The sequence below is a fragment of the Vibrio sp. OPT24 genome (assembly GCF_015163545.1).
GTDB lineage: Bacteria > Pseudomonadota > Gammaproteobacteria > Enterobacterales > Vibrionaceae > Vibrio > Vibrio cyclitrophicus.
On record NZ_JADDYI010000048.1, the window covers coordinates 85,315 to 103,496 of the forward strand.

Annotated in this window: 13 protein-coding genes, 1 tRNA gene and 1 pseudogene; 11 read left to right on the forward strand and 4 right to left on the reverse strand. The window is 44.3% G+C overall.

What is annotated here, in order from left to right; all coding sequences use genetic code 11:
- Positions 1-146: 146 nt before the first annotated feature.
- Together IQO02_RS10255 and IQO02_RS10260 are read left to right on the forward strand one after the other, a co-directional pair.
- Positions 147-1,346, forward strand: a complete 1,200-nt coding sequence (locus IQO02_RS10255) for a NupC/NupG family nucleoside CNT transporter (protein WP_016783791.1) — start codon at positions 147-149, stop codon at positions 1,344-1,346.
- A gap of 184 nt (positions 1,347-1,530) precedes the next feature.
- On the forward strand, positions 1,531-3,345 hold the full coding sequence (locus IQO02_RS10260; protein WP_016783792.1) for a cation:proton antiporter: 1,815 nt from the start codon (positions 1,531-1,533) through the stop codon (positions 3,343-3,345).
- Positions 3,346-3,460: 115 nt separating this feature from the next.
- On the opposite strand, the gene folD is transcribed toward IQO02_RS10260, so the two are convergent.
- Positions 3,461-4,318, reverse strand: a complete 858-nt coding sequence (gene folD, locus IQO02_RS10265; protein WP_010436868.1) for a bifunctional methylenetetrahydrofolate dehydrogenase/methenyltetrahydrofolate cyclohydrolase FolD — start codon at positions 4,316-4,318, stop codon at positions 3,461-3,463.
- 211 nt (positions 4,319-4,529) lie between these two features.
- Between folD and IQO02_RS10270 the strand changes: the two genes are divergently transcribed.
- Positions 4,530-4,606 (forward strand) — tRNA-Arg (locus IQO02_RS10270).
- 267 nt (positions 4,607-4,873) lie between these two features.
- Positions 4,874-5,959 carry a chorismate synthase gene (aroC, locus tag IQO02_RS10275; protein ID WP_010436870.1) on the forward strand — a complete coding sequence of 362 codons (1,086 nt, stop codon included), beginning with the start codon at positions 4,874-4,876 and terminating at the stop codon, positions 5,957-5,959.
- Between the two features lie 127 nt (positions 5,960-6,086).
- On the opposite strand, the gene IQO02_RS10280 is transcribed toward aroC, so the two are convergent.
- On the reverse strand, positions 6,087-6,710 hold the full coding sequence (locus tag IQO02_RS10280) for a trimeric intracellular cation channel family protein (protein WP_004734183.1): 624 nt from the start codon (positions 6,708-6,710) through the stop codon (positions 6,087-6,089).
- 300 nt (positions 6,711-7,010) lie between these two features.
- Here IQO02_RS10280 and IQO02_RS10285 point away from each other — a divergent pair, with 300 nt between their 5' ends.
- The 3 genes from IQO02_RS10285 to IQO02_RS10295 all read left to right on the forward strand — a co-directional run bounded on the left by IQO02_RS10285 (position 7,011) and on the right by IQO02_RS10295 (position 8,510).
- Positions 7,011-7,541: an elongation factor P hydroxylase gene (locus IQO02_RS10285; RefSeq protein WP_010436873.1), complete on the forward strand. Its 531-nt coding sequence runs from the start codon at positions 7,011-7,013 to the stop codon at positions 7,539-7,541.
- Positions 7,542-7,550: 9 nt separating this feature from the next.
- A complete protein-coding gene (locus IQO02_RS10290; protein ID WP_010436875.1) occupies positions 7,551-7,814 on the forward strand; it encodes a YfcL family protein in 264 nt (87 codons plus the stop codon).
- Positions 7,815-7,988: 174 nt separating this feature from the next.
- Positions 7,989-8,510, forward strand: a complete 522-nt coding sequence (locus IQO02_RS10295) for an NADPH-dependent FMN reductase (protein ID WP_010436877.1) — start codon at positions 7,989-7,991, stop codon at positions 8,508-8,510.
- Positions 8,511-8,658: 148 nt separating this feature from the next.
- Here the strand turns inward: IQO02_RS10295 and mnmC are convergent, their stop codons facing one another.
- The gene (gene mnmC / locus IQO02_RS10300) at positions 8,659-10,737 is read right to left on the reverse strand and encodes a bifunctional tRNA (5-methylaminomethyl-2-thiouridine)(34)-methyltransferase MnmD/FAD-dependent 5-carboxymethylaminomethyl-2-thiouridine(34) oxidoreductase MnmC (RefSeq protein WP_016783793.1); all 2,079 of its coding nucleotides are present in this window, start codon (positions 10,735-10,737) and stop codon (positions 8,659-8,661) included.
- Positions 10,738-10,865: 128 nt separating this feature from the next.
- Here mnmC and fabB point away from each other — a divergent pair, with 128 nt between their 5' ends.
- Positions 10,866-12,077 (forward strand): beta-ketoacyl-ACP synthase I, encoded by a 1,212-nt coding sequence (fabB, locus tag IQO02_RS10305; protein ID WP_193838531.1) that lies wholly within the window; start codon positions 10,866-10,868, stop codon positions 12,075-12,077.
- A gap of 140 nt (positions 12,078-12,217) precedes the next feature.
- On the opposite strand, the pseudogene IQO02_RS22145 reads toward fabB, so the two are convergent.
- A pseudogene (locus tag IQO02_RS22145) lies at positions 12,218-12,559 on the reverse strand (hypothetical protein).
- A gap of 48 nt (positions 12,560-12,607) precedes the next feature.
- On the opposite strand from IQO02_RS22145, the gene IQO02_RS10310 reads away from it, so the two are divergent.
- The 3 genes from IQO02_RS10310 to IQO02_RS22150 all read left to right on the forward strand — a co-directional run.
- Complete coding sequence (locus IQO02_RS10310; RefSeq protein WP_193838532.1) at positions 12,608-13,741, forward strand: 4-phosphoerythronate dehydrogenase; 1,134 nt, start codon at positions 12,608-12,610, stop codon at positions 13,739-13,741.
- A gap of 12 nt (positions 13,742-13,753) precedes the next feature.
- Positions 13,754-14,767, forward strand: coding sequence for an aspartate-semialdehyde dehydrogenase (locus IQO02_RS10315; RefSeq protein WP_010436890.1), 1,014 nt, complete (start codon positions 13,754-13,756; stop codon positions 14,765-14,767).
- Positions 14,768-14,974: 207 nt separating this feature from the next.
- The coding region (locus tag IQO02_RS22150; RefSeq protein WP_322626532.1) for a FimV/HubP family polar landmark protein at positions 14,975-18,182 on the forward strand (3,208 nt) is incomplete at its 3' end.

Here is an 18,182-nt window from a genome sequence, read left to right on the forward strand (position 1 = left end):
TTATTTATTAAAATTCAATGATTTAATTAATTACATTGTTCCGAATTGATTACCCCAACATCACGTTAACAATCGCACCTTGCCGCAAACGATTTCCTCTATACAATGCGTCGCCTTTCCTACCTACAACTTTTAGGTTGACGCACATGGCTTCCCTACTTGGAATTATCACTATTTTAGTTGCCGCTTGGTTACTATCTACGGACAGAAAAAATATCCCGCTGAGAACGGTTTCTCTAGCTTTCTTACTGCAAGTTACATTCGCGCTATTGGTACTGTATGTTCCAATGGGCAAAGAAGTATTGAATGCAGCCACAGGCGCGGTGTCTAGCTTAATCAATTACGGTCAAGAAGGGATAAACTTCCTTTTTGGTGGCCTTACCAATAATGGATTCGTTTTTGCGATTAATGTTTTGGGCATCATTATCTTTTTCTCTGCATTGATTTCAGGTTTGTACCACATCGGCTTTATGCCAAAGGTGATCAACCTCATCGGCGGCGCTTTGCAAAAGTTCCTAGGTACAGGCCGCGCGGAGTCACTGTCTGCGACGGCAAACATCTTTGTTGGCATGATCGAAGCGCCATTGGTGGTTAAACCTTATCTAAAACACATGACAGACTCACAGCTGTTTGCGGTGATGGTATGTGGTTTGGCTTCAGTGGCTGGTGGCACGTTAGTTGGCTATGCATCGCTTGGTGTTGATTTGAACTACCTGATCGCTGCGGCATTTATGTCAGCGCCTGCTGGTCTATTGATGGCCAAGATTTTGGTACCAGGTAACGCAGATGAGGCTCAAGAAAATATTGAGTCTGACGTTGAAATTCCACGAGCAACAAACGTCGTTGAGGCAATGGCAGATGGGGCTATGTCTGGACTTCGCATTGCTGTTGCAGTGGGCGCAACACTACTTGCCTTTATCAGTGTGATAGCAATGCTAAATGGCTTACTGGGCATAGCTGGTGACTGGTTTGGCGTAAATCTAAGCTTCGAACTTATCCTAGGTTATGTGTTCGCTCCTGTTGCATGGCTGATTGGTGTGCCATGGTCAGAGGCTGTGGTTGCAGGTTCACTGATCGGTAACAAGATTGTCGTGAACGAGTTCGTGGCTTTCATTCAGCTAATGGACGTAAAAGATGCATTGAGCGAACACTCACAAGCGATCGTGACTTTTGCTTTATGTGGTTTTGCTAACATTTCTACCATGGCGATTCTGATCGGTGGTTTGGGCAGTTTAGTTCCAGAGCGTCGTTCTTTCATCTCACAATACGGTTTTAAAGCGATTTGTGCGGGTGTGCTTGCTAACTTAATGAGTGCAGCGATTGCTGGTGTGGTACTTTCTCTGTAGCTAGATGATAAGTACCGAATGGATGAGTCAGTCACTTTATTTCCCCTATAGTAAAGTGACTGATTAATCGCAATAATATTCGGTTAGCACGAAAAAGAGAGCCTATAGTTTAATCACGTAGGCTTTCTTGTTTCAGCAAATAGGTTTGTATCACAGGGTGTGGTACAAATTTTTAGGGGCACAAATGGATTTGTCGATTACTTCTTCTTTGGCGTTAATTGGACTTTTGTCTTTAGCTTGTCAGCTACTTGGCTGGCGTTTGCGTCTTCCCGCGATTCTCCCTCTTCTTATCGTTGGCCTGTTGCTAGGTCCCGGTTTAACTATCCTTAATCCCGATGTTATTTTCGGTGATGTTCTATTTCCGCTGATTTCGTTAGGTGTTGCTATCATTCTGTTTGAAGGTGCATTAACTCTGAATTTCAAAGAAATCAGAGGTCATGGCCGGATGGTGACTCACTTAGTGAGTTTCGGCATGTTGATTACATGGGCGTGCATCGTGATGGGGGCTTATTATTTTGTCGATTTCAGTTGGCCGTTAGCGGCACTGTTTGGGGCATTGGTGGTTGTCACTGGCCCGACGGTAATTGTACCTATGCTACGTAGTATTCAGCCCAAATCCTCTTTAGGCAATATCTTGCGATGGGAGGGGATTATTATTGATCCTATCGGCGCTCTATTTGCTGTTCTTGTTTATGAATACATTGTCTCTTCTGCCGATCCTACTGGGCATGTACTTTCAGCTTTGGGGCTGACTCTAGCGATTGGTTTGGGGTTAGGCAGTATTGGCGGTCACCTGATTGCTAAGATGTTACAAGGGCACTGGTTTCCGCATTATCTACGTAACGTGGCTGTCCTGACGTTGATGTTGGCGGCGTTCTCTTTTTCTAATGACCTGAGTGAAGAGTCTGGTCTATTAACCGTGACCATCATGGGTATCTGGCTTGCTAACGTGAAAGGGTTGGATCTTGAAGATATTATTGAGTTCAAAGAAACCTTAACTGTGTTACTTATCTCAGCACTGTTTATCTTACTGGCGAGTCGACTTGATTCAGGGACTTTCCTCTCGATAGGTTGGGGGGGTATTGGCTTATTAGCGGTCGTTATGCTGGTGGCTCGTCCTCTGAGTGTGTGGATCAGCGGGATCGGCACGGATCTCAGCTCGGCAGATAAATGGTTTTTGAGTTGGATAGCGCCTCGCGGGATCGTCGCTGCCGCAGTTTCTTCTCTGTTTGCAATCAAGCTTCAAGAAAAGCAATTAATCGAAGGCGCAGACCTGTTGGTGCCAATGGTGTTTTTGGTCATCATCGGTACGGTTGTGATTCAGAGTCTCACTGCCAGTTGGTGGGCAAGGAAGTTAGGTGTGACCCAGGAGAAGGCACAAGGGGTTGTATTCTTTGGTGCGACTCACTTTGCACGGCAGTTTGCCAAAGTACTGGCGACACATAACATTAACAGTGTGCTTGCCGATACCAACTGGGAAAGCATTCGCTTGGCGCGCATGGATAACTTGAATGTCTATTTTGGTAATCCAGCTTCGAGCCACGCTGAAAATAATCTTGATTTGGATGGAATAGGGCGTGCGATGATTGTATCGCCGTATCGTCAAACCAACCCGTTAGTTAGCATGCACTATCAAGACGAGTTTGGAGAGAATAAAGTGTTTGAGCTTGAATCCTCAGAGAATAAACATGAAAGGCATCAAGTGAACCGCGATGGAAATAGAAGTCTGTTTTCTGAAGGCGTGACGTATTCCAAATTGAATTCACTAATGGCTCAAGGCAGCCAAATTAAGAGCACAGGCTTAACAGAAGCATTTGATCTCAACGAGTTTAAGGCTCTGTACCCTAAAGCGATTCCTCTTGGGGTGATTACCGACGGTGATTTCCGCTTAGTGACACAAGGTTCTGACTTGGAAAAACTAGCATCCACCGATTGTGAGATCGTTAGCTTACTACCACCTTCTGAACAGACAGAAAAAACCGATATTCCAGATAAGTAGCGAGTCGCTCTATATTAAAAGTGAGTAGCTTAGTATCAAAAGTGAAAAGCATAGAAAAAGCCGCAACGTTCTTCACGTTGCGGCTTTTTCATTTTATTCATACTGTCGCTGCGAGTTACTTTGAGTGAAATTGTTCACAAGCGATCATTGTATTCTCGATTAGGCTCGCTACTGTCATTGGACCTACACCACCCGGTACTGGTGTGATGAAGCTTGCACTCTCTTTAGCCACATCGTATTCAACGTCGCCAACGAGCTTGCCAGATTCCAAACGGTTGATACCAACATCGACCACAACAGCACCTTTCTTAATCCAAGCACCAGGAATGAAGTTAGGCTTACCAACGGCAACCACCACAACATCGGCTTGACGTACATGACCTTCAAGGTCTTTGGTGAAGCGGTGACATGTTGTTGTCGTGCAACCTGCTAGAAGAAGCTCTAGAGTCATTGGGCGACCTACGATGTTTGATGCGCCAACCACAACCGCGTGTTTTCCACGTAAGTCGATGTTGTAACGGTCAAGCAGCGTTATGATGCCTTTAGGCGTACAAGAGCGTAACTTAGGCATACGTTGAGCCAAACGACCTACGTTGTATGGGTGGAAGCCATCAACGTCTTTTTCTGGTGTGATGCGCTCAAGAACGTGAGTAGTATCAATACCAGCAGGCAAAGGTAGTTGAACTAGAATACCGTCAATTTCCGGATCTTCGTTCAGTTGGTCTACCAATGTTAGTAGTTCATTTTCTGTCGCTGTGGCTGGCAAATCGTAAGATTTAGAAACGAAGCCAACTTCTTCACACGCTTTACGCTTACTTCCTACGTAAACCTGAGAAGCTGGGTCTTCACCCACTAAAACAACCGCTAGGCCCGGAGCGCGTAGTCCAGCTTCTGTACGAGCCTTTACACGTGCCGCTACTTCAGAGCGAACCGTTTGAGAAATTAGCTTTCCATCAATATTTTGAGCAGTCATGAATTTCCTTAGTATTGATATTCAAGTTAGTGGCTGATGTTTTTGGCGCATTATTCCAGAAAATCTTTTTGATTACCATCAAGCAAACGATTGCTTTGGTTTAATTTTCAACACTTATATGTTTGTTGCCCTTTTTTTACTCACTTAGATCAGAATGTTACATAAAGCCGTTGCTTTACTGATTCGAATTCGTATAATTCGTTCCTGTAGCGCGCCCTTAGCTCAGCTGGATAGAGCACCTCCCTTCTAAGGAGGTGGTCGAAGGTTCGAATCCTTCAGGGCGTGCCATTATTTAAAGAAACCCGATAACTCTCCGAGTTGTCGGGTTTTTTGCATTTTACACATCATAAAACACTTCTTTTCAAGCGCTACTCATTTTCTTCTGTTATTCGTTTCATTCGGCTTATGTAAGATAAAGTTAAAATTGTTCGTTTTTTGGGTTTACATCATTTGGTAATAAAGCCACTATGAATTCACGAAGAATAGACAAGTAAAGCTATTAGCCAGTCGGTTTAAGAATCAAACCTTCTGCCAATAGCTGATTTAGAGGAAGTAATGGCAGGAAACAGTATCGGACAACATTTCCGCGTGACTACGTTCGGAGAAAGTCACGGTATCGCACTAGGATGTATCGTAGATGGGTGCCCACCAGGATTAGAAATTACCGAAGCAGACCTTCAAAGAGATTTGGACCGTCGTCGCCCTGGTACTTCTCGTTATACAACGGCTCGCCGTGAAGCGGATGAAGTGAAAATCTTATCAGGTGTATTTGAAGGCCAAACTACGGGCACTTCTATTGGTCTATTGATTGAAAATACAGACCAACGCTCTAAAGACTATTCCGAAATTAAAGACAAATTCCGTCCTGGTCATGCTGACTATACCTACCATCAAAAGTACGGTGTGCGTGATTACCGTGGCGGCGGTCGCTCTTCTGCTCGTGAAACTGCAATGCGTGTTGCGGCAGGTGCAATTGCGAAGAAATACCTGAAACAAGAATTTGGTATTGAAATCCAAGCTTACCTCTCTCAAATGGGTGATATCTCAATTGATAAAGTGGATTGGAATGAGATCGAAAACAACGCGTTTTTCTGCCCAGATGCCGACAAAGTTCCTGAGTTTGACCAACTGATTCGTGACCTGCTAAAAGAAGGCAACTCGATCGGTGCGAAGATTCAAGTGGTTGCGACTAAAGTGCCTGTAGGCCTTGGTGAGCCAATATTTGATCGTTTAGATGCTGACATTGCTCACGCTCTAATGAGCATTAATGCGGTGAAAGGTGTTGAGATTGGTGATGGCTTTGATGTCGTTAATCAACGTGGTAGTGAACACCGTGATCCATTAACTCCAGAAGGCTTCAGCAGCAACCATGCTGGCGGTATCTTAGGCGGCATTTCTACTGGTCAAGATATTGTGGCAAGCATTGCGCTTAAACCAACATCAAGCATTACCGTTCCTGGTGACACGATCACTAAAGACGGTGAAGCAACGCAGTTAATCACTAAAGGTCGCCACGATCCATGTGTGGGTATCCGTGCGGTGCCTATTGCTGAAGCGATGCTGGCTATCGTTCTGCTTGATCACTTGCTACGCCATCGCGGTCAAAACTTTGGTGTGACAACTGAAACGCCAAAAATCTAATTTTGCATCTATTCTTTCAATATTGAAATTATAGATACTAAAAGGGGCTGTCTCATTATGAGGCTGCCCCTTTTTTTATATTTTAGTGCATGACGCGCAGCGTTTCGTATTTTAGTACTAGCAAGCGCTAGTGTACCGAGCTTTCAGGGTCAAGCTGAAACGAAGGTAAGCGCCACTTGAATCGTACGGCCGCCATACGCAGCAAGTAACCAACCACAAGCGTAACAATCGTTGCGGTTACGTCGTTAATGCCAAGCTCAAGCAAACCTAGGTATAAACCTGAAGCGACAAGTGCGACAGATGCATATAGCTCTTCATGCAGAACCAATGGTGTTTGACGGCAGATAAGGTCACGCAACAAACCACCAAACACGCCAGTTACCAAGGCAGACACCATACAGATCATTGGGTGCAGACCCATGGTCATCGCGACCTTCGTGCCAATGATGCTGAACACGATAAGACCTAGAGCATCTAAACGAATGAACAAGCCTTTTAACTTGATTACCCATTTAGCCAGTCCTGTTGTGATAACACCTGCGATACAGGTGATCGCCAGATATTGTGGGTTTTCAACCCAACCTAAAGGGTAATGGCCGAGTAAGATATCTCGTACTGTACCGCCGCCAATTGCCGTTGCACTTGCAACCAACATTACACCAAACCAATCCATTTTTTGTTTGCCAGCACTGAGAGCGCCGGTCATGGCTTCTGCCGTGATGCCAATGATATACAAAACACTTAGTAGCATTGCTGTAGCTCTATAATTTAGGTCTATAAATTGGAGTTTTATAAGGCCTTGAGGATATAAAAATGAAGCGCGAGTGTAGTAGTAAAAACGCTGATTGACGAATGAATATTTGTACCGTGAATAGGCATTTCGGATTAGCTAAACTAATTATTTACCTCAAAGTGGTGTAATCTTGGATCAGCAATCGATTGTCACGATAAAGTCTAATGGTTAGCACAAAATCATTACTCGTTATAGGGCTTTACCGAGTGCTTAAAAAAACGCAAAATGCCCCTGTTCTTTTTACTTAAATATGAATTTATGACGCACCAATACTCAGACATTATCGACATTTTTAATCAGACTTTCTTTGAAAGCTTTAACACCAAATTGGAGCTCGGCGCTGATGAGCCGATCTATTTACCTGCCGACGACGACACTCCACATCATCGAATTGTTTTCGCTCGCGGCTTCTATGCCTCTGCGTTACATGAAATAGCACATTGGTGTGTCGCTGGTCCTGAGCGTCGTTTATTGGAAGACTTTGGCTATTGGTATGAACCTGATGGCCGAACTGAGTCAGTTCAAGCTGAGTTTGAAAAAGTCGAAATACGCCCACAAGCGTATGAATGGATCATTGCGACGAGCGCAGGCTTTCCTTTTAATGTCAGCTGTGACAATCTACACGGCGATTTTGAGCCAGATCGCTTGGCCTTTATGAATAAAGTACACAGTGAAGTCATGGGTATCTTAGAAGTTGGCCTCCCTCCTAGAGTAAAAATGCTTTCTGAAGCATTACGCAGCTTCTACGATGTTGAACCGTTATGTGCTAGTCAATTTATTGTGAAATAAGAGAATATTATGATTATCGAATTTGAAGAAAAACTACTTGAAGTAATTGATGCTCGCATTGAAAACGCATCAGACGATGAATTGTTTGCTGGTGGTTACTTACGTGGTCATATTTCTCTTTCAGTGGCTTCATGTGAAGAAGAAGGTATTGAAGACGTGGCTGAAGTAAAAGTACGCATTGAAAAGAGTTTAGAAGATGCACGCTCTGAACTAACACCAGCAGACCGCACTATCGTCAATGACCTTTGGGTTGAGCTACAGAATCAAGCTTGATCGCTAGCTATTTATCATTATCCGCTCAGTCCCTCCCTTTTCATTTTGCTGAGTCGTGAATAGTTTGAGACTCATTCGAAATTTTTGAATGAGTCCGTTCATTTCTTGTGATGGTTCCATTTCCTGGCTACGTTATTCTAATCCCACTTAACGGAATTACAGAAAGGTCACATCATGAAAGTTATCGCATTTGGTGCAAGCACAAGCTCTACCTCCATCAACAAAGCATTAGCAACTTACGCAGCTAACTTGATTGAAGGTGCTGAAGTAAAAGTTCTAAACATCAACGATTACAACGTTCCTATGTTCAGTGAAGATACTGAGAAAGAAATTGGCCAAGCTGAAGGTGCGCAGGCATTCTTGCGTGATTTAGCAGAAGCTGACGTATTTGTTATCTCGTTTGCAGAACACAATGGTCACTATCCTGCAGCGTACAAAAATCTCTTTGATTGGGCGACACGCATTGAACGTTCAGTATTTGGTGACAAGCCAGCGGTTTACTTAGCGACTTCTCCTGGTCCTGGTGGTGCGCAAACTGTGCTTGGTGCGGCAACAGGTTCAGCACCATTTTTTGGCGGTAACGTTAAAGCGTCGCTTTCAGTACCGAGTTTCTACGATAACTTTGATTTTGAGTCTGGCTCTATCAGCAACGAAGAGATCGCACAACAGATTAAAGAGGCAGTTGCTAAGCTGTAAATACTGCTTCGTTTAGAACATCAGTTCAGAGCAATATGAACAACAAAAAGCCCGAGTGACATAATGTTGCTCGGGCTTCATTAGCTTTTACTTTTATATATTTCTAATATTCGGAAATATCAGATGTTCAGAATTGTTGAACTAGACGCTACGGGTTTGTTTTAGAGTGCTTGTCTGCAACCCATCCCGCCGTTAACGCTTTGCCTTTACGCAACCTACGAACCCACATTCTGCTTGGGTGAATAGCCTCAAGCACATCAACAGGCAAAGGCAGCGGATTGCCACACATTTGTGCTGCTAACACTTCAGCTAATAATGGCGCAGAGCTTAAGCCGCGTGAGCCTAGTCCAATAAAGCAATAAAGGTTAGGGAAGCTCGTTACCGTTTGAACATCCTCAACCGAATCTTGTTGAGGGTTGAAGTTGTGCAGGCCTTGGTATTGCTCTTTGATCGATTCGAAATTGCCCACATTGCCGACAAATGGTAGGTGATCTCGGCTTACGCTTCGGATACCTTGGCGCGCTAAGTTGTCACTGGTGTCGACATCTTTTGTCCACTCTTGGTCTGGCAGCGATCCGTTCAGGCGCTCACCATTATGTTTCTGAACCTCAATATCAAACTCTTGGTCGATATTGGTTTTGTCGTAGTTCGCGCCAATACAGTGGTGACCGTTATTTGGATTTTGCGGCGTTAGGTAACCATCAAAGCACAACACGGTTTTTAGCTTGGTTAAGTTTTCCGTGGTCGGAATATGGCTTACTTGGCCTTTAACCGGAGTAAGAGGTACGGGTTGAGTCTGCTCAAACTGGGTGAACTTGTGGCCGTTCGCAACGACTACTTGGTCATGTTTAGTTTGAATCGTACCTTGTGGTGTATTAATGGTGAGTTGCCATTGTTGTTCAACTTCGAGCCACTCAAGTTGAGTTACTTGATGTTGATAGTGCGCACTCACTTGGTTGGTTTCTTCTAACTTGCTAATCAAACCTCGAGTAAGCTGAAGAGGGCTTAGCCACCCACCCAATGGAAAGTAAACACTCTCTTTATCAACCGGTAAGCCAATCTTTTCATTCGCTTGTTCTGGCGACAAACGCTGAATTAGGTCGGTGTGGAAGTTGCCTTCCAACATGCGATTGAGCTTTTTGGTTGAACCTTCATCCCACATCAGAATATTTACGCCACACCAGCTGTGGTCAAATTGAATAGACTGAGCTGCTTGATTAATAAATTGACGAGCAAACAGTAACCCAGGGCCAAAAATGCGAGACACGTTCGAGGTCGCTTCGCTCAATAATGGATAAATCGCACCTTGGTTATTGCCTGAGGCATTGCCCGCTGCTTGTGGGTGTTCACAGTAAAGGGTGATGTTTTTATCACGGCGGCTTAGCGTTTTGGCTAATGCAGCACTGGCAACGCCACCGCCAATAATGGCGATATCTTGTGAATCACTGTGTTGAGCTAGGCCATACCAAGGTTTGATGTTGGTATGAGCGTGCTTCTTGTCAAGGCGGCCAGCAATCATTTCACGCTTAGTACCAAAGCCTTTGACTTTTTTCATCGCAAAGCCAGCTTCAATTAAACCGCGGCGAACAAAACCAGCGGCGGTAAACGTTGCACAGCTGCAATCTTGTTTTGCCAGTTTAGCCATGCCGTTGAATAGGTTTTGATTCCACATTTCTGGGTTCTTACTTGGCGCAAAGCCATCTAAGAACCAAGCGTCAACCAAACCTTCACGTGGGGTTGGTACGTTAGGCATACAATCTTTAATATCGCCAAACCACAAATCAAGCGTGATTGTACCGTCGCCTAGCACAATGCGGTGACATTCAGGCAGAGCGATAGGGTAGTGCTCTTGGAGTTGCGTCGCATACTCGGCTAATTCTGGCCACGATTGATGTGCTTTGATGAGATCCTCTTTATTTAAAGGATATTTTTCAAAACTGATGAAATGTAACTCTTTGGTCATCGCTTGTGGATTATCTTTAATAAAAGTATCGAACCATTGCCAGACCGCGAGAAAGTTCAAACCGGTACCAAATCCGGTTTCCGCAATCACAAAACGGCGTTGTTGATGTTCAAGCCAACGCTCTGGAAGGTGGTTTTGTTTTAAAAAGACGTAGCGAGTTTCTTCTAAACCGTTAACATTAGAGAAGTAAACGTCGTCAAATTGGTCTGAAACTGGCGTGCCAGACTCATTCCATTCCAGTTCTGCATTAGTAATTGAAGTCATAAAATCTATCATTTTGTGATTTGAAGCGATATGTTGGTAGGGATTGTACGAATTTCTAGGAAAGCTGACCACTTTTGTTAGGCTTCTTAGTTATCATCTAGCTGAATTTAGAATTATAGGAATGTCACATGAAACGAGTCGTAATCACCGGTATGGGTATTGTTTCAAGTATCGGTAACAACGTCGAAGAAGTTTTAGCATCACTGAAAGAGGGTAAATCAGGTATTACCGCTTCAGAGCAGTTCAAGGAAAATGGCTTGCGCTCTCAAGTTTGGGGTAACCTGAAAATGAACCCTGCTGACCATATCGACCGCAAAAAAATGCGCTTTATGGGTGATGCAGCGGCATTCGCATATCTTTCAATGGAGCAAGCAATTGCTGACTCTGGTTTAACTGAAGATCAAGTATCTAATGACCGCACAGGTATCGTTGCGGGTTCAGGTGGTGCTTCATCTCTAAACCAAGTTAACGCTGTAGACATCATCCGTGAAAAAGGCGTTAAGCGCGTTGGTCCATACATGGTTCCACGTACAATGGCTTCGACGGTTTCGGCTTGTCTTGCTACACCATTCAAAATCCGTGGCGTGAACTACTCTATGAGCTCTGCATGTGCGACATCTGCACACTGTATTGGTCACGCAATGGAGCTTATCCAACTGGGTAAACAAGACGTTGTATTCGCTGGTGGCGGTGAAGAACTGGATTGGTCTCTGACTATGATGTTCGACGCAATGGGCGCTCTTTCTACTAAATATAACGACACGCCAGAATTGGCTTCTCGTACCTACGATGCAGACCGTGACGGTTTCGTTATCTCTGGTGGCGGCGGCATGCTAGTAATCGAAGAGCTTGAGCACGCAGTTGCTCGTGGCGCAAAAATCTACGGCGAGATCGTGGGTTACGGCGCAACTTCAGATGGCTACGACATGGTTGCTCCTTCTGGTGAAGGCGCGGTTCGTTGTATGAAGATGGCAATGCAAAACGTTGATGGTGTTGACTACGTGAACACTCACGGTACTTCAACTCCTGTTGGTGACGTTAAAGAACTTGGCGCAATCCAAGAAGTATTTGGCGGCAACAGCCCAGCAATCTCAGCAACTAAAGCGATGACAGGTCACGCTCTAGGTGCAGCTGGTGTACACGAAGCAATTTACTCAACACTAATGCTTGATAACGGCTTTATCGCTCCAAGCATTAACGTTGCAAACCTAGACGAAGCAGGCGCAGGCCTAGACATCGTAACGGAAGCTCGTGAGCAAGAGCTAACAACGGTTATGTCTAACAGCTTTGGTTTCGGTGGTACGAACGCAACGCTAGTAGTCAAAAAATACCAAGGCTAACTGAAGCCAAGGTTAAATTAATAAAAGGTTAATCGTTAATGGGTGACGTGAGTGCAGATTCAACACGCACAGGCCACTCAGTAATCATGACCATCAGAACATAGCTTTTATAAATAGGGTTTTAAGCGTGTTTTTTAACCTTAGCTTTGTAAGCTTCGCTTTAGAAAATGGCTTTTTAAATCAAGATTTAGAAGTTGAAAGGTTTCCAGAGCTTGACCAGTAGTGACTTTGGTTAGTGCTGGTTGAACAGACGCAAGACTCTGTCTCCTGGAGAGCGAGATAGGATCCTTTTGTTCTGGATGTTTGCCCGATTGTTTATTCAATCGGGCATTTTTCGTTTTAGTCTTCTGACTTTTACTTTTTTATTTTAGGTATTGGTTCTTATTTCTGTTCTTGTTTGTGCAGACTAGGCGATTCAGCCCTTTATTTATAATGTATTCCAATTGCGACTCGACACCGAGTGTGGAATTTTGCACAATCATTTCAATTCACATTTAAGGTCGACAGACCCCAACGAAAGTACCTTCCCAATGAAAATCTTAATCGATGAAAATATGCCTTATGCTGAAGCGCTTTTTAGCCAGCTAGGTGAAGTGACAATGAAGTCCGGTCGAACGCTAACCGCTGACGATCTTGTTGACGTAGATGCTCTGATGATTCGCTCGGTGACTAAGGTCAATGAAGCGCTGATCAGCAAAGCGAACAAGCTTAAGTTTGTTGGAACTGCAACAGCTGGTATGGATCACGTCGACCAAGAATTGATGAAAGAGCGTGGTATTTTCTTTACTGCAGCGCCTGGCTGTAACAAGGTGGGTGTTGCTGAGTATGCCTTCAGCGCGATGATGGTGCTTGCGCAGCAACAAGGCTTCTCTGTATTCGACAAAACGGTCGGTATTATCGGTTGTGGTCAGGTAGGTAGCTACTTAGCGAAGTGCTTAGAAGGTATTGGCATTAAAGTCTTGCTGAACGACCCTCTAAAACAGCAAGAGGGTGATACTCGTGAGTTCACCGACCTTGAAACGTTGTTAGAACAATCTGATGTAATTACTTTGCATACACCTATCACCAAGACGGGCGAATTTCCAACGCACCACATGATTAACGAAAAAGTGCTGAATAACTTCCGCGCTGATCAGATCCTAATTAATGCTGCGCGTGGCCCGATTGTCGACAACCAAGCGCTAAAAGCTCGTCTGCAAAAAGCTGACGGTTTTACTGCGGTTCTGGATGTATTTGAGTTTGAACCTGAAGTCGATTTCGAGCTGCTTCCACTACTTGCTTTTGCAACACCTCACATAGCGGGCTACGGTTTAGAGGGCAAAGCGCGCGGTACTACGATGATCTTCAACAGTTATTGTGAATTTTTAGGTACTGAACAACGTGCTTATGCAAGCGATCTTCTGCCGATAGCCCCAGTGCCTCAAATGAAATTAGATAGAGCTTGGGATGAAGCAACACTGCACAATTTGACTCAGTTGATCTATGATGTGCGCAAAGACGACGCCTTATTCCGTCGCAATATCTCTACGCCGGGTTCTTTTGATAAGATGCGTAAAGAATATTGGGACCGTAGAGAGTACAGTGCAGTCGAGTTAACGGGCGACGAATCTTGTAATTTAACGCCGTTATCTAAACTCGGTTTTATGGTAAAGCCAACTTTATAAAAGAGAGAAACAATGAGCCAAGAATTTAATATTGCTATTTTAGGTGCGACTGGTGCGGTTGGTGAAACCATTCTTGAAGTACTTAAAGAGCGTAAATTCCCTGTCGGTGAACTGCACTTACTAGCAAGTGAACGTAGTGAAGGCAAAACTTCCCGTTTTAACGGCAAAACAATACAAGTACAAAACGTAGAAGACTTCGATTGGTCTCAAGTACATATTGCGTTTTTCTCTGCTGGTAGCGAGCTTTCTGAGCGTTGGGCTCCAATTGCTGCGGATGAAGGTGTGGTTGTTATCGATAACACATCACGCTTTCGTTACGAATACGATGTTCCTCTGGTTGTGCCAGAAGTGAACCCTGAAGCGATTGCTGAGTTCCGTAACCGTAACATCATTGCGAACCCTAACTGTTCTACTATCCAAATGGTTGTAGCACTAAAACCAATTCACGATGAAGTCGGTCTTGAGCGTATTAACGTTTCAACTTACCAATCTGTGTCTGGTGCAGGTAAGCCGGGTATCGATGAGCTAGCAGGTCAAACGGCTAAGCTTCTTAACGGCATGCCAGCTGAAAATTCAGCGTTCTCACAGCAGATCGCGTTCAACTGTATTCCTCAAATCGATGAGTTTACTGAGAACGGCTACACGCGTGAAGAGATGAAGATGGTTTGGGAAACTCAAAAGATCTTTGCTGATTCTTCAATCACAGTGAACCCAACGTGTGTTCGCGTACCTGTATTCTACGGTCACGCTGAATCTCTACACATTGAAACTCGCGCGCCAATCGGTGCAGAACAAGTGGTTCAGCTTCTAGAGAACACAGAAGGTGTTGAAGTATTCCAAGCGCTCGACTTCCCAACTCAGGTTCGTGATGCTGGTGGTAAAGACCACGTTATGGTTGGTCGTATTCGTAACGACATCAGCCACCACAGCGGCGTGAACATGTGGGTGGTTGCTGATAACGTTCGTAAAGGTGCGGCGACAAACGCAGTACAAATCGCTGAAGTTCTGATTCGCGATTACTTCTAAGCTTCATTGCTTTGATAAACAAGCCTCACTCTTTAGTGAGGCTTTTTTAATCGATTGAAAATATTGTTAGTCAAATTGTGTGAAATTGCTGCGAATATTGTTGCTGCAACACATTTTTTGTTTTCATCTCTATAGTTTTACGTCATTTATCCGATATATTTAATAGATCATCACTTTTCCGAATTTAAGCACCTAGCTGAGCCTTTTATGTTTCAAATTTTCAAGCCGTGGTTAATGCCTTTTGCCTTTATCATTGCGACTCAGATTTCCGTTGTTCGTGCAGATTCCATTCGAGTTGTAGGGCCTAATGGTCAGATACAATCAGCGCCTACGTTTTCAGAACCTCTTCAAAGAGCGCAGTCGAATAGCGCTGAGCCTTCTCGTTTCTATGGTCCAACTCGTGGCTCAGAAACTTTGTGGTCTATTGCCTCAAAGCTACGCCCTGATAACTCTGTTTCAGTTCAACAAACCTTGTTGGCTATTTATCGCTTAAACCCGCAAGCGTTTGAAAATCAGAATATCCATGGCTTGTTGCCTGCCAGTAATTTACGTGTTCCTTCTTTAGAGCAAACACGTGCTAGCTCGACGCAGCAAGCTATCAACATCATGAACTCGCACCTTGCTAAGCTTGACGCTCCTGTGACTAAGCCTGCAGCTTCGAAGCCAAAGGCGCCGATTCCTGAAAGCGCAAACAATGTTGCCCCAGCCAAACAAGTCAGCGCTGCAGAAACCGTTAAAAAGCCATTGTCTCCAACCCAGTCCTCTCTAGCCAACTCAGCTCCAACCCAGGAGATGAACAAGCTAGAGAAACAGTTAGAGCTTTCAGAAACAGAGTTGTTGTCACTTGAAGAGAAAAACCACCAACTTCGTTTGATGTTGTCGAATGTCCAATCGGAAGTCGATGAACTAAAAACAGAACTCAGTGATGAAGACCGCATTCGCAGCGAAGTCGAAAAGCTACTTGATGAAGAGCGTAGAAAGAACGCTGAAATCGAAAAAATGGCACCGAGTGCGATGGACGAACTGTTATCTAATGGTTGGTTAGTTGCGGCCCTTGCGATTATTCCGGGTCTTTTACTTGGTTTGATTATTGTGATGTTGTTAGGTCGTCGTTCTAAAAATGATGAACAGCAACAAACCTCTCAAGATCAACCTATTCAGCCAGAGCCAAGCAGCGCAGCGCCTATCGCTCTTAGCGATGAAATGGATGACTTTGACAACGATCTATCTCTAGATGATGAGTTGTTTGGTACTGAAGATGACGCCAATAAGTTGTTTGATGACCAAGCACTTGCAGAAGAAGACGATGTATTTGCGGGTTTAGAAGAGTCTGATCTCGACTTCAACCTTGACGGTGAAGATGATGACCCATTTGCCAGCATCGGTGATAACGGTGACTTAGATACCAACTTCGACGAGCTGGACTTAGACAGCAGTAACGGCATCAGTGTCAACGCTGAAGAAAAAGCACTTGGCCTTGAAGAGATGGAACGTGCGCTTGATAAAACGGCAGAAAGCGCACTTGATTCGGATGATGGTGATTTTGACCTTTCGGATGACAATACAATGTCTGCTGATGACATTGAGGCGTTACTATCTCAAGAATCCGCAACAGAAGATTTAGGCTCAAATGAGCTAGACCAATCTCTACTTGATGATCTGTTTGCGCTTGATGATGATGAAGATGATGACAGTTTCGATATCGATGCGTTGATTTCAGAAGAGCAAAATGATTCGGCTTCTAGCACAAACATGCCAGCAACTGATGACTTCGACATTGATGCGCTTATTTCAGAGCAACAGAGCGATGCTAAACCAGCCGATGTGAGCAACGATGAATTTGATATCGATGCTTTGATTTCTGAACAGCAGACCTCACAACCTGCGGTTCCTAGTGTAGAAGATGATATTGATGACATCTTTGCTCAAGTCGCAGCGCAGAACAATGGAGCTAATGATCCTTTTGACCTAGATAGCGATGATGAGATTGCTTCTGATCTTAACAGCGGTTTAGCGTCTGATGATGATATTGAAAATATTCTGGCTCAGTTTGATCAACCATTAGAAAGTGAAGAAGAACCAGACAGTGTTGACCTACTGGATGAACAATTATCAAGAAATGATGTTGATCTAAGTAACTCAACTGACCTGCTCGACGAAATGCTAGAAGATGAATCAGATGAGGATTCTGGCGAACCTTTGGGCTTTGATGCTTTATCTGAACTGGAGGAGCTTTCTGGTCTATCAACCGATGATGAACTAAACATCGCAGAAGACAGTATAGAAACCTTGGATGAATTGATCAGTGATTCTGATGGTGATGACTTTGAGCTTGATGCTGAGAGTACAGATTTACTTGATGATTTTCTTGATAGCGAATTATTAGCTGACGATCTTTCAACCGATGGAACAGATAAGCCGGTCACTGAATCTTTAGACCCGTTTGATGACTTACTAACCAGTGGTATTGAAGACGAGCTTGAATCAGAAGAATTGACGTTTGATAAAGAGTTGGACACCGCGTTTGATTTAGACAAAACCAGTGATGACCTTCTTACCGATTCAGACGTTGAGCCTGAACAGATAACCGATCAACCAACTGAACTTGAGTCCTCAGAAGCTGAGTTAGCACAAACAACCGATACAAGTGAAACACTGCAGCCTGAACAACCTTCAACCAACGATGAATCATTAGATTCGGAAATTGCTGAAAACGATGTTGATGTTCCGGCTGAAAGTGAAAAAGCGTTTAACAGTGATGACTTTATCGATGATTTGTTTGGCGTAGCGCCTGCAACGGATGCATTGCTAGATGATGCACTAGAAACAACTGACGAAGCGTTGGTTGATGAGTTGATGACGTCTGATGACAGTGCTTTACAGGAAGCGGTTGAAGAGCCAATTGAAGATCTCATTGATAATATTTCAGAGCCAGAACAAACGTCTCTTCCGGATGCTACTGAAACCTTACCAGAAGAGAGCGTGTCGTCTGTTGAAGATGACGAACTGGATATAGATTCACTGCTATCTGAAAACTCTGATCTCGAAGCACCAGTTTATGATGAGCTAAAGCAGGAAGAACCTAGTCAACACAGAACTGAACAAGGCGAGTCAGCCGCACAAGACAGTAGTGAAGACACCGCGCCTAGTCTTGAAAACCACGTTGCTCCGCCTTCTTTGAATGATATTTCTGAAGACGATGAAGAGACGGTTGAAGATTGGCTAGCAGAAGCGATCGACGATGTCGAATCTCCAGAGAACATTGACTCTGATTTTGACTTTGAACCGAAAATTGAAGGTAGCGATGAGCTAGAGAATGTTGTTGAATCCATGCCAGAGCCAGAGCCAGAGCCAGAGCCAGAGCCAGAGCCAGAGCCAGAGCCAGAGCCAGAGCCAGAGCCAGAGCCAGAGCCAG